Below are 12,303 nucleotides of genomic sequence, written 5' to 3'. Positions count from 1 at the left end.
TTGTCTCCGGGCGCCAATTGACGGGTGCCGGGAAGACGCTTTTCACGTCGAACCGGCATGCGCGTCGCTCCGGCCCGTCGCACGCTCGGGCCCGGGACCGAGCGTTACGTCCGCGCCCGCATCTACGTCCGCATCCGTCGCCGCACCTCGGCCTCGTCCACCCTTTCCGTTTCGCTCCTGCTCGATACCGTCTAGTGAATTCTCACTCACACTCTCACCGTCGCCGTATCGACAGCGATCCGACTCTCGAGCGCGAACGGACCCAAAACGGAAACGAGCAACCGAGGCTGCGCCGCTCAGTCGTCCCGCGTCACGATATCCGCCGACAGCCCCTGGGCCATCTCGATCTCCTTGGAGTTGTTCATCGTCCAGGCGGTGCGCTCGGTGACGGCCTCGATGGCCTCTCGAGCGCTGGGGTAGCCGTTACCGGACTTCTTGACGCCGCCGAAGGGCAGTTGGACCTCGGCGCCGATACAGGGCAGGTTCGCGTACGCCAGTCCCAGATCCGCCCGGTCGCGGAAGCGGTTGATCTGGCGGTAATCCTCTGAGATGATCGCCCCCGCGAGCCCGTAGGGCGTGTCGTTGTGGATTTCTATCGCGCGGTCGATATCGCCCGAATACTCGACGAGGGCGACGTGCGGGCCGAAACACTCCTCTTTCAGGCAGCGCAGGTCGGTGTCGTAGTCGATCTCGTAGACGAACGGGCCGACCCAGTGGCCGTCCTCGTGACCGTCCGGAATCTCGTCGTCTTCGAGTTCGAACCGGTCGACCAGCACCTCGCCGCCCTCCTCCCGCGCGAGTTCGTTGTACTGGCGGATCTTCTCGACGTGGTCGGCCTCGATCGCCGGCCCCATGAACGTGTCCTCCTCGAGCGGGTCGCCGACGGCGATGTCCTCGGCGATGTCGACGAACCGCTCCTTGAACTCGTCGTAGACGTCCTCGTGGACGATCAGGCGCTCGCTCGAGACGCAGCGTTGGCCCGTGGTCTTGAAACTCGACATCACGGCGGAGTGGACGGCGATGTCCAGGTCCGCCTCCTCGGTGATGACGATCCCGTTCTTGCCGCCCATCTCGCAGGCCGCGAGCTTTCCGGGTTCGCCGCCGACCTTGCTGGCGATCTCGTGGCCGACCTCCGCGGAGCCGGTAAAGAGGACGGTGTCGACGCGGCCGTCGTCGGTGATCGCCGCGCCGGCGTCGCCGAAGCCCTGGACCATGTTGAAGACGCCCTCGGGAATCCCAGCATCTTCCATCATCTCGGCGATGATCTGGCCGCACCAGGGCGTCTGCTCGGCCGGTTTCCAGACGACCGTGTTCCCCTCCACGAGGGCGATGGCCATGTGCCAGAACGGGATGGCAACGGGGAAGTTCCACGGCGTGATGCAGCCGATCACGCCGCGGGGTTTGCGGCGCATGTAGGCGTCCTTGCTGCCGATCTCACTCGGAACGATGTCGCCGTGTGGGTGGCGCGCGTTGCCCGCCGCCCACTCGACCATGTGCCAGGCTTCGGTGACGTCGGCCTTTCCTTCGGAAATCTCCTTGCCGCACTCCTTCGTGACGATCTCGCCCAACTCCTCGTGGCGATCCCGAAGTTCGTGGTAGATGTCCCAGAGGTACTCCGCGCGGTCGATGTAGGACAGCTCGCGCCACTCCTCGAAGGCGTCCTCCGCGGCCTCGAGGGCGGCGTCGACGTCGTCCTCCGTGCCGCGGCGGAACGTCGCCAGGGTCTCGCCCGTCGCAGGGTTCTCGCTCTCGAACGTGTCGGAGCCGCTGCCGTCGGTCCACTCGCCGCCGATGTAGTGGCCGTACGCCTGCTCTGAGGCTTGCTGACTCATGGAAAATCGTACGACGAGAACCGTGAAAACCCTGATGGTAGTTCACACGCGGCGGCCCATCGGCGAGTTGGTGACGACGGTTCGCTCACTGCCCGCCGAGATCCGCCGCCTTCTCGAGTTCGCCCCGCAGTTGCGTCGAGTCGAACTCGTGGTCGGGACGCAGCCGGACGAAATCGAGGAAGCGCCGCGCCGAGAGTAGCTGTTCCGGGTCGTAGGCCGTCGACGCCGCCTGTACGGACCGCCGCGCCCCGATCCGGGGCTCGAGGACGGCCAGCGCGCACGCGAGGTCGTAGGCCGTCGTCTCGGCGACGCGGTCCTCGTGGACGCTGGTGGCGTCGATGAAGTAGATCTCGCCGTCGCAGAGCAAGATGTTCTCCGCGCGCAGGTCGCCGTGGGCGAGGCCGTGCTCGTGCAGCGTCGCGAGCATATCGAACAGGTCCGCGGCTCGCTCGTCGACGACGGCGTCGGACACCGTGCCGAACGACTCGAACTCGGGGAGGTACTCGAGCACCAGCACGCCGAGGCCGTTGACTTCGAAGGCTTCGATCGGTCGGGGCGCGTTGACGCCGATCTCGCGCATCCGCTGGGTGGCCTCGTACTCGTGTTCGACCATCTCGCGGGGCGTGCTAAACCGGTCGAAGAAGCCGCCGGTCCCCGCCGAGACCGCGCCGACGTTCCGGCCGGTCGTAAGCAAGGCGTGAACGAACGCGTTCTGGCGCGAGACGATCTTGACGAACCACTCGTCGTCGATGACGCAGGGGGTCGACAGCCAGTTGTCGGCCTCGAGGAACTCGACGCGGACGACCTCGCGGTCGTACCGGTCCGCCAGCGTCCGCACGACGCGCTCGATCCGGCCCCACTCGATCGACCCGCGGGCTAGCTGGCGGAGGTCCATACGGAGGAAAGACTCGTTTCAGCGTTAAATGCATCCCGAAGTGTTGCCGGTGAGAGGTGTTCGGCCTCTGTCGAACAGTATTATTTTCAACTCGACAAGAGTATGTCCGCAGTGATGGATGCTGTCGACAACTTAAGCGACGCGATCGATGCAACGCGAACCTTGTTGCTCCCGGTCCGACCAGTACTGTGGCTCAAGCTTGCGGTCGTCGTCTTCTTCGTCGGCGGGTTCGGCGTGAACAACCCCGGGCTGACCGCGTCCAACAACCCCGAGATGGCGCCGCAGAATCCGTCGACGGAGCCGATCACCGGCGAGCTTCCCGACGATATCCTCGTCATCGCCGCGATCGTGATCGGGGCGATCCTCCTGCTCGGGCTGCTGTTCGCGCTCATCGGCGCGATCATGGAGTTCGTCTTCATCGAATCCCTCCGCTCGAGGGCGGTCCACGTTCGCCGGTACGCGCGGACGAACCTCGGCCGCGGGCTCCGGCTGTTCGGCTTTCGAGTGGCCGTCGGCATCGTCGTGCTCGCGATCCTCGGGATTCCGACGGCGCTTCTCCTGGCCGGCGTCTCGACCCTCGAGAGCGCGCTGGTCTCGCTGGCGCCGGTCTTCCTCCTCGCGGTCCCCCTCCTTCTCGTCACCGCGCTCGTGATGCGCCTTACATCCGAGTTCGTCGTCCCGATCATGCTGCTCGAGGAGCGAGGCGTCCTCGGCGCGTGGGGGCGGTTCTGGCCGACGCTACGATCGAACCTGGCGGAGTACGCGGTCTACCTGGTGCTGGTCTGGATCCTCGGCCTCGTCGTCAATATCGGCGTCGGCGTGGTGCTCGTCTTCGGGGCGATCGTCGTCGCGATCCCCTTCCTCGTGATCGGGTTCGTGCTCGTCTCGATCGGCGAAATCGGGGTCTGGATCGCGGGCGGCGTGGCGATCCTCGGCGCGCTCACGCTCTTGCTGTTCTTCGCGCTCGTCCAGATGCCGGTCCGGACGTACTTCCAGTACTACGCGCTGTTGCTGCTCGGCGACACCAACGCCGACCTCGATCTCGTTTCTGACCTGCGACGGGAGATCCGAACCGCCGATTCGGGTGGACGGAACGGCCTCGAGTCGCCCTATTCGAGCGACGACCGGGACCAGCGCGGACGGAACGGCGCTGTCGACGAGGACCGCGACGATCGGTGGGATAACGGTCGCTCCGACGATCAGGACGCGGACCGGTGGGATTCCGACGAGTCGGACGACTGGGGCAACTCGCGGTCGGACGACGGAGACGGGGACGGCGAAGACGACCGCGACCGCGGCTGGTAGCCTCGAGACGGGCGTTTTTCTCTCTAGTTCTACCTTCTCGAGTCGACCGACGATTAGAAATGCGAGCTTCGCCGGCGCGATGTGAGTACCGGCGGTGCGTTTATCCCACGTGCCGGCAAGTATTGCGGCATGGAGTTCGAGCTGCCCGACGAACACCGGATGATTCGGGAGACCGTCAGGGACTTCTGCGAGCGGGAGATCGAGCCGATCGCGCAGGAGATCGAGGACGAGCACCGGTTCCCCGAGGAGATCTTCGACCAGCTCGCCGACTTGGACATGCTCGGCGTCCCGATCGGCGAGGAGTACGGCGGGCTCGGCGGCGACACGCTCATGTACGCGCTGGTCGCCGAGGAACTCGGTCGCGTCTCGGGCGCGATCGGCCTCTCCTACGTTGCCCACGTCTCGCTGGCCTCGAAGCCGATCGAGCGGTTCGGTACAGAGGCGCAGAAGGATCGCTGGCTGCGGCCGCTCGCCGACGGGGAGTACCTCGGCGGCTGGGCGCTGACCGAACCGGAGAGCGGCTCGGACGCCTCTGATATGGACACAACTGCGGTGAAGGAGGGCGACGAGTGGGTACTCAACGGCACCAAGCAGTTCATCACGAACGCGAGCGAGGCCGGCTCGATCCTCGTCAAGGCCGTGACGGACCCCGGCGCGGGTTACGACGGCATCTCGACGTTCATCGTCGACCCGCGCGAGGACGACGGCTTCGAGGTCTCGACGATCTGGGACAAGATGGGGCTGAACGCCTCGCCGACCTGCGAGATCCGCCTCGAGAACGTCCGCCTCCCCGAAGACCGCCTGCTCGGCGAGGAAGGAGAGGGCTGGGAGCAGACGAAGAAGACCCTCGATGGGGGACGCATCTCGATCGCGGCGCTCTCGACGGGGCTGGCGCAGGGAGCCTACGAGAGTGCGAAGGCCTACAGCACGGAGCGCGAGCAGTTCGGGCAGCCGATCTCGAAGTTCGACGCCGTGCGCGACAAGATCGTCGACATGCACCGCAAGACCGAGCGATCGCGGCTGCTCACCTACCGGGCCGCCAGGACGTACGATGCAGGTGAGCCGGTCACCCGGGAATCAGCCCTCGCAAAACTCGAGGCGAGCGAGGCCGCCCGCGAGGTCGCCGAGGACGCCGTGCAGGTGCTGGGCGGCTACGGCTACACCACCGACTTCGCGCCCCAGCGGTTCTACCGGGACGCGAAGCTCATGGAGATCGGCGAGGGGACCAGCGAGATCCAACACCTCGTCATCGGGCGGGAACTGGGTCTGTAGCGGCGGTTACTGGTCGCGGCCTCCGCTCGCCGGGCTCGAGTACGAAGGGAGTAATCGAACCGCGAGTTACTCGCCGAAGAGACCGCCGTCGTCGCTGTCGTTGTCGGCGCCACTGTTACCGTCGCCGCTTTCGTTTCCGTCCTGCGTCTCGTTCCCGCCGGAACCGTCGCTCTCGTTGTTCTCGCCGTCTCCCTCCCCGCTCTCGGCATCGCCGTCGTTCGGGGTCGACGCGTCCTCCTCGAGCGTTTCGGTCACGCCCTCCATCAGCGCCAGCACGTCGTCTTCCTCTTGGCTGCGGAGTCGCTGCGGATAGACGCCGACGGTGACGAGCAGGTCCGAGTCGGTTTCTACGGCTTCGGTGACGTGCAGGTCCACCTCGACGCTCCGGCCCTCGAACTCCGCGTCCGCGGTGAACCGCGAGCGCGTCGTCGCCTGGTCGAGGACCTGAATCGCCGCTTCCTCCTCGAGGGTCACGTTACCGATGCCCTCGTAGTTGCTCGCGATGAGTTCGACGAGTTCCGTCGTGGACATCTCCTCGACGGGGTTGAACTGCCGGCCCGCCAGTTCGATCTGCGGCGTCGAGAGCACGGAGAAGACGGCCCCGCGCTGCTCGCCCAGCGGGCCCATGTCGACGACCTTCTCGTACTGCGTCTGGTGGTTGGTGACCGTGATCGTCTCCGAGTAGGCGTCGGTTCCGACCGCCCGCTCGACGACCAGTTCCTCGAGCGTCGGAGCTTCGTAGCCCGCGTCCTCGCGGACGCCGGGATCGACGCCGGCCGGCGTCGACGTATGTTCGTCCATGCCGATTACGCCGAGGCAGCCGGACAGGGCGGCGAGTCCGCCGATTCCGAGACCGGCGATGAAGGATCTGCGTTGCATCACCGCGACAATCGAGAGTCAGTTCATAAGTGTTTGTTCGTTTGCTGAATAGTTAGGGGCCCGATAGGACCGGCCCGTCAGCGCCGGAAGTAGTTCGGCAGGGCCGACGCTCGGTGCAGGTCCAACTGCCCGTCGCGCCGGCGGTAAAGTTGCGTCACCCGCAACAGGAGCACGTAGCCGATCGCCGCCAGCGCGAGTGCGACGACGACGTTGCCGACGAGCAGTTGCCGGGCCGCCGTTCCGGCTTGATCGACCGAAACCTCGCTCGAGGGGACCGGCCCGGTGCCGAGTACCAGCCCGCCGAGTTGGAAGCTCGCGACGTAGACGGCGGGTTTGACGAACGGATTGAGGACGGCGACCGACGCGAAGATGGCCGGTTTGCTGACCCACGACCACAGCGAACAGAAGACGAAGAACAGACCGACGCCGAAGCCGCCGGTCGGGAGCGCCGTCACGAAGACGCCGGTTGCGAAACTGGCCGCGATCTGGTGCGGCGTGCGCTCCTCGCGGAACGCGGCCGTCAGTTCCTCGCGGGCGCGTTCCCGGTACCGACCGAGCCGTTCCCGAAGCCTCACGGTTTATCCGTCGGTCGAACTCGAGCAGGAAAAAGATACCGAGTAGCCGCGTCCGAGTACCCCAGAGACGGCGGAACCGCCGGGCGATCGTCCCGCGACCGGGCGGTCGTCAGCCGCCGGAGCGTCCCGCGATCGGGCGGTCGTCAGCCGCCGGTCCGGACCGGTGGGCATCAGTCGTCCGCCTCGAGCGACCGGCCACCGGGACCGTCGTCGGTCCCCGTCTGCGAGTCCCAGAGGTCGGCGTACGTGCCGTCCCTGCCGATGAGCCCCTCGTGGGTCCCGGTCTCGATGATCTCGCCGTCGTCCATGACGACGATCCGGTCGGCGTCCCGGATCGTCGAGAGTCGGTGCGCGATGACGAACGCGGTCCGATCCGCGGTGAGTTCGTCGAGGTTGCGCTGGATGACCTCCTCCGTCTCGGTGTCGACGTCGCTGGTCGCCTCGTCGAGGACGATGAGGTCGGGGTCGTTGAGGATCGTCCGCGCGATCGAGACCCGCTGGCGCTGGCCACCCGAGAGCTTGACCCCGCGTTCGCCGACCATCGTGTCGTAGCCCTCGGGCAACTCCTCGATAAATTGGTGGGCGCCCGCGGCGATCGCCGCTTCGCGGATTCGCCGGTCCACGTCGGCCGGCACGTCGCCGCCGTCCTCGCCGGCCTCGAGCACCGTCCGGAACGCCTCGCCGTCGCCGTAGGCGATGTTCTCGCGGATCGTCCCGGAGAACATGTACGGATCCTGCTCGACGACGCCGATCCGATCCCGGAGCGTCTGGAGGTCGTAGTCCCGGACATCGACGCCGTCGATCCGCACGGCCGCGTCGCCGCCGCGTTCGGCGTCGACGCCGCCGTCTGCTAAGGCGTGACGATCGTCGACGTCGTAGAAGCGAGGAAGGAGCTTCAGCAGCGTCGACTTCCCGGAGCCGCTGGTCCCCGCGAAGCCGACCGTCTCGCCGGCCTCGACCTCGAGGTCGACGCCCTCGAGGATGCGCTCGCCGCCCTCGCCGTAGCTGAACCGGACGTCGTCGAACGCGACGTCGCCCGCGACCGCGTCGGGGGACTCGGCGTCCGGCGGCGACTGGACGTCGGCGGCGGTCGCCAGGATGCCGAAGACGCGCTCGGCGCTGGATTTGGCCTTCTGGTAGTTGTTGGCCGTCTTGCCGATCCGGGTCATCGGGCCGTCGAGCTCCCGCAGGTACATGAAGTAGACGACGAACGTGCCGGCGGTGAGCCCGCCCGCGGTGACGACGGAGTAGCCGCCGGCGACGAGGATCGAGACGAACATCGCGCCGACCAGCAGCCGCAGCGAGGCGAAAAACGCCTTCCGGACCGTGATCGCGCCGATCTTCTCGTCGCGGTAGCCGCGGCTCTGCTCCGCGACGCGGCCGCGCTCCACGTCATAGCGATCGAACGACTTCACGATGGCCGCGCCGCCGAGGTTGTTCGAGAGCCGCGTGTTCAACTGGGCGACCCGCTCGCGGATGCGCTTGTACTTCGGCTCGATCCAGATGATGAACTTCGCCGTCGCGAGGGCGATCAGCGGCACCGGGAGCAACACCAGCGCCCCCAGCCAGGGTTCGGTGTAGAGCATGTAGCCGCCGACCAGCCCGAAGATCATCACCGCCTCCGTGATCTGTCGGAGTTCCGTGTTGAAGAAGTCCTCGAGACGGTTGACGTCGCTGTTCAAGATCGCCATCATTCCGCCGGTCTGGTGGTCGTTGAAGAAGGATAGCGAGAGCCGCTGCATGTGGTCGTACGTGTCCAGCCGCAGGTCGTGCTGGATGCGCTGGGCGGTCGTCTGGAAGAAGTACCGCGACAGGTAGTGGGTGATCGACTGGACGACGTAGGCGCCGACCGTCAACGTCCCCAGGTAGTACAGCAGCGAGAGCCGTTCGCCGGTGCGGTCCGCGGGGATCGGCTCGGTCGGCACGAGGCCGGTCGCCGCGAGCAACTGATCGACGCTGCCCGACTGAGTGATCACCAGATCGATCGCGGCCGCGAGCATCAGCGCCGGAAACAGCCGCGCGGCGCGGTTGATCATCGTCGAGACGAACCCGACGCACAGCGGTACCCAGTATGGGAGCGCGTACCGAATCAGCTTCGCCATCGGATTTCCCTCGAGTTCGTCGCGGATGTCCTCGAAACTGCCGTGCGGATCGGACCCAGCCATGACGCAGTCCAGTCGGCCTTCAGGGCTGTCGTAGAAAAGGGGCCCACATGCGGAAACGCTCGCTCCCTCCACGGATATCGGATTGTCAGGGTCGATCGGAAAGTACGGAATCCCTACTCGAGTCAACCCGTGACTGCGACCCGCAGATCCGTGAACTGATCGACGAGTTCAGCGACAAAGCGCGACCAAGCGAGGACCAAGCGGATGGGTACGCAGATAGAACGGAAAATCGGCAAGTCGGAACGACAACCTTCAGCTCACGGGAACGAGCCCGCTTCGTCGAACGCGTCGGCGACCCGCTGGATCGCCACGACGTAGGCCGCGGTGCGGGGATTCTCGAGGTCGTGCTCCTCGTACGTCTCGACGAGCGCGTCGAACGCGTCGACGATGATCGCCTCGAGTTCCTCGTTGACGCGCTCCTCGTCCCAGTAGAAGCGCTGGCGGTTCTGGACCCACTCGAAGTAGCTGACGGTGACGCCGCCCGCGTTCGCGAGGATGTCCGGGATGACGAAGACGTCCTTGTCCTCGAGCACCGCGTCGGCGTCGGGGGTTAGCGGCCCGTTCGCGGCCTCCGAAATGACGTCGGCCTCGACGTCCGCCGCGAGGTCGCCGTCGATGGCGTTCTCGAGCGCCGCGGGGATCAGCAGGTCGACGTCGAGCGTGAGTACGTCTTCGTTTGTGATCTCCTCCTCGACTTCCTCGTATCCGACGACGCTGCCGGTCTCGTTCTTGTGCTCCTTGGCCGCGACTGGATCGAAGCCGTCGGGGTTGTAGATGCCGCCGCTCGAGTCGCTGGCCGCGACGACAGTCGCGCCCATCTCGTCGATCAGCTTCGCGGCGATCCAGCCGGCGTTCCCGTAGCCCTGGACGGCGACCGTCGCGCCCTCGAGGTCCTTGTCGAGGTAGTCGAAGGCCTCGCGGGCGGCGATGACCGTCGAGCGGCCGGTCGCCTCGACCCGGCCCGCGCTGCCGCCGGAGTCGGGCGCCTTCCCGGTGATGACGCCCGGCTCGGTCGTATTCTCGAAGGTCTCGTAGGTGTCCTTGATCCAGTTCATCTCCCGCTGGCCCGTGTTCACGTCGGGCGCGGGAACGTCCCGATCCACGCCGATCAGCGGCGTGAGTTCCTTCGCGAACGCGCGGGTAAGCCGCTCGAGTTCGCTCTCTGAGTAGTCGTCGGGGTCGACGATGATGCCGCCCTTGCCGCCGCCCAGCGGGATGTCTACGATGGCGGTCTTGTAGGTCATCCAGCCGGACAGCGCCTTGACCTCGTCGCGGGAGACGTCCGGGTGGTAGCGGATGCCGCCCTTGTACGGCCCGCGGTCGCCGTTGAACTGCGACCGAAAGGCCTTGAAGCGCTCGAGGCTGCCGTCGTCGAGTTCGACGGTGAGGTTGGTCTCGAGCACCCGCTCGGGGTGTTTGAGCCGTTCGATGACGTCGTCGCTGACGTCGAGGTAGGTGGCGGCCTCGTCGATCTGGGACTGGAGGCTCTCGAATGGGTTGACTTGGCTTGCCATTACGTGACGATTCTGAAGTCTGCAAAATAAACGTAGCGAAGATCCCTGGTAGGACATAAAACAACAATATAAGGAATATGGAGATATAGGAATACTGTACGATTGAAAAGCCTCGGTATCACTCGTCTGCGGCGTCCGCCCGGGACCGGATCCGCTCGGCCTGGGCGACCAACGGCGCGTCGATCATCTCGCCGTCGACCTCGAAGACGCCCCGTCCCTCGGCGTCGGCCTCGCGTTTGGCCTCGAGGACGCGTTCGGCCCATTCCCGGTCGTCGGCCGTCGGCGTGAACGCCTCGTTGATCGGCCCGACCTGTGCGGGGTGGATCGCCAGTTTGCCGTCGTAGCCGAGTTCGATCGCGAACTCGGTATCCGCCCGGAGCGCGGCTTCGTCCTCGTAGTCGGTGACGAGCGTGTCGATCGCCGTGCAGTCGTGGGCTGCCGCCGCGAGCACGACGCGTTCCCGCGCGTAGAGCACTTCCGTCCCCTCCGCCGTGCGGGTCGCGCCGATGTCCGCCGCGAGATCTTCGGCCCCGAATACGAGCGCGTCGGCCGCGGGGACCGCGGCGATCTCCGGTGCCGCGAGCACGCCGGCCGCGGTCTCGAGCAGCGCGAATATGGGCACCGTGTTGGCGTCGTCGATCGCCTCGAGCTCGGCGACGAGTTCGCGGACGTCCGCCGGACCGGCGACCTTCGGAAGCGCGATGGCGTCCAGTTGGGAAGCGGCATTCGAACCGGCGTCCGAATCGACGTCGCCGATCACGGCCTCGAGGTCGGTCGCGAACTGCCTCGGAGCGGCGTTGACCCGCACGCAGACCTCGCAGTCGGGATCGAAATCGGGATCAGTCAGGACGTCCCGGACGGCAGTCCGCGCTTCGTCTATCCGGTCTGGCGAGACGGCGTCCTCGAGGTCGAACACGATCACATCGGCGCCGGATTCGGGGGCCGCCCGGAGCATTTCGGGCCGATCTCCGGGGGTGAAAAGAACGCTTCGCCGTGCCATGTCCACTCACACGCGGGCGACGACCGTGAAAGTAGGGTTCGCCTCGAGCTGCTGGACGGTTCGCTCAGGGACACCCCTCGTTCAGAGTGAAACGGTGTCGTCGAGAGTGTGTAAGGGGCAAATCCGTTCGAACCGTCTACCGATCGGGCCCGAGAGCGACGGCCGTCGTGGATAGAGTCAGTCCCCTCGTTCAGAGTGAACAGGAAAATCGGTGTATCGGGCGCAATTCGGCGGAGATGCACCGGATTCGGAGGATGAGATAGCGCGGCGGAATTCACTCTGAACGAGGGGTGGTGTCCGGACGAAACGCGAACCGTATCGGAACGACTGGCTCAGTCCCTCGAGGGCGGCCCGTTAGTGACTGCGGAGGGCCCCACCCCTCGTTCAGAGTGAAAGGCCGATCGAAGGGGGAGCCGGTAGCCGGCTACGCTGGGATCTCGTCCGAACCGGTCCGATCGTTCTCGAGTTCGGATAGGATCAAGATAATATTTCTTCATTCGTAAGATACAATACTACTAGCTAGGTTGGTGAAGAGAGAAGAGAAGAGAGGACGAGAAATCGGATGGCTAAACGGCGGTTGTGGCGGTTTCAAGTCTGTTCTAGGAGGAGTCGAATATCGTCGAGTCCGTTCGACGAGTCTCTTCCGTCGGTGTGGACCTGTGATCTACCCCGACACCACACCTACTCGAGTCCGCCCACCCGTTCGACCGATTTCACTCTGAACGAGGGGTGTGGGTAGGTATGACGAATCCGGTCTGAACCCGCAGGCAGAGTGCGATTTCAGTCTGCACGGGGCGTTGAACTCGAGAACCGTCGACCGAGCGATTTACCGCGTATTCGTCGCCATACTTGAACGTTATCAGTCT

General features: G+C 65.8%; 9 protein-coding genes. 2 read left to right on the top strand and 7 right to left on the bottom strand.

All coding sequences use genetic code 11. The features are described 5' to 3' along the window. Positions 1-296 precede the first annotated feature (296 nt). Positions 297-1,832 carry an aldehyde dehydrogenase family protein gene (locus tag HALXA_RS09745; RefSeq protein WP_013880176.1) on the bottom strand — a complete coding sequence of 512 codons (1,536 nt, stop codon included), beginning with the start codon at positions 1,830-1,832 and terminating at the stop codon, positions 297-299. Between the two features lie 85 nt (positions 1,833-1,917). Then, the gene (locus HALXA_RS09740; protein ID WP_013880175.1) at positions 1,918-2,727 is read right to left on the bottom strand and encodes an RIO1 family regulatory kinase/ATPase domain-containing protein; all 810 of its coding nucleotides are present in this window, start codon (positions 2,725-2,727) and stop codon (positions 1,918-1,920) included. 114 nt (positions 2,728-2,841) lie between these two features. Here HALXA_RS09740 and HALXA_RS09735 point away from each other — a divergent pair, with 114 nt between their 5' ends. Both HALXA_RS09735 and HALXA_RS09730 read left to right on the top strand, forming a co-directional pair. Then, positions 2,842-4,032: a DUF7544 domain-containing protein gene (locus HALXA_RS09735; RefSeq protein WP_013880174.1), complete on the top strand. Its 1,191-nt coding sequence runs from the start codon at positions 2,842-2,844 to the stop codon at positions 4,030-4,032. A gap of 129 nt (positions 4,033-4,161) precedes the next feature. Continuing rightward, entirely contained in the window at positions 4,162-5,304 is a 1,143-nt protein-coding gene (locus tag HALXA_RS09730) for an acyl-CoA dehydrogenase family protein (protein ID WP_013880173.1), read from the top strand. A gap of 66 nt (positions 5,305-5,370) precedes the next feature. On the opposite strand, the gene HALXA_RS09725 is transcribed toward HALXA_RS09730, so the two are convergent. From HALXA_RS09725 to HALXA_RS09705, 5 genes are all read right to left on the bottom strand, one after another. Next, positions 5,371-6,183: a DUF6517 family protein gene (locus HALXA_RS09725; RefSeq protein WP_013880172.1), complete on the bottom strand. Its 813-nt coding sequence runs from the start codon at positions 6,181-6,183 to the stop codon at positions 5,371-5,373. A 77-nt stretch (positions 6,184-6,260) separates the two neighbouring features. Beyond that, a complete protein-coding gene (locus HALXA_RS09720; protein WP_013880171.1) occupies positions 6,261-6,758 on the bottom strand; it encodes a DUF2062 domain-containing protein in 498 nt (165 codons plus the stop codon). A gap of 170 nt (positions 6,759-6,928) precedes the next feature. Beyond that, positions 6,929-8,923, bottom strand: coding sequence for an ABC transporter ATP-binding protein (locus tag HALXA_RS09715; protein ID WP_013880170.1), 1,995 nt, complete (start codon positions 8,921-8,923; stop codon positions 6,929-6,931). Positions 8,924-9,180: 257 nt separating this feature from the next. Then, the gene (locus HALXA_RS09710; RefSeq protein ID WP_013880169.1) at positions 9,181-10,437 is read right to left on the bottom strand and encodes a Glu/Leu/Phe/Val family dehydrogenase; all 1,257 of its coding nucleotides are present in this window, start codon (positions 10,435-10,437) and stop codon (positions 9,181-9,183) included. Between the two features lie 118 nt (positions 10,438-10,555). Beyond that, positions 10,556-11,437 carry an HpcH/HpaI aldolase/citrate lyase family protein gene (locus HALXA_RS09705; protein WP_013880168.1) on the bottom strand — a complete coding sequence of 294 codons (882 nt, stop codon included), beginning with the start codon at positions 11,435-11,437 and terminating at the stop codon, positions 10,556-10,558. Positions 11,438-12,303: the final 866 nt, after the last annotated feature.

It is taken from the genome of Halopiger xanaduensis SH-6 (genome assembly GCF_000217715.1).
In the GTDB taxonomy this organism is placed as follows: domain Archaea; phylum Halobacteriota; class Halobacteria; order Halobacteriales; family Natrialbaceae; genus Halopiger; species Halopiger xanaduensis.
This window is presented reverse-complemented; position numbering and strand designations above follow the sequence as displayed.

Excerpts from the sequence above, each read along its gene's own strand:
- HALXA_RS09745 (WP_013880176.1), bottom strand. The coding sequence starts at position 1,832 with ATGAGTCAGCAAGCCTCAGAGCAGGCGTACGGCCACTACATCGGCGGC.
- HALXA_RS09740 (WP_013880175.1), bottom strand. The coding sequence starts at position 2,727 with ATGGACCTCCGCCAGCTAGCCCGCGGGTCGATCGAGTGGGGCCGGATC.
- HALXA_RS09735 (WP_013880174.1), top strand. The coding sequence starts at position 2,842 with ATGGATGCTGTCGACAACTTAAGCGACGCGATCGATGCAACGCGAACC.
- HALXA_RS09730 (WP_013880173.1), top strand. The coding sequence starts at position 4,162 with ATGGAGTTCGAGCTGCCCGACGAACACCGGATGATTCGGGAGACCGTC.
- HALXA_RS09725 (WP_013880172.1), bottom strand. The coding sequence starts at position 6,183 with ATGCAACGCAGATCCTTCATCGCCGGTCTCGGAATCGGCGGACTCGCC.
- HALXA_RS09715 (WP_013880170.1), bottom strand. The coding sequence starts at position 8,923 with ATGGCTGGGTCCGATCCGCACGGCAGTTTCGAGGACATCCGCGACGAA.
- HALXA_RS09710 (WP_013880169.1), bottom strand. The coding sequence starts at position 10,437 with ATGGCAAGCCAAGTCAACCCATTCGAGAGCCTCCAGTCCCAGATCGAC.
- HALXA_RS09705 (WP_013880168.1), bottom strand. The coding sequence starts at position 11,437 with ATGGCACGGCGAAGCGTTCTTTTCACCCCCGGAGATCGGCCCGAAATG.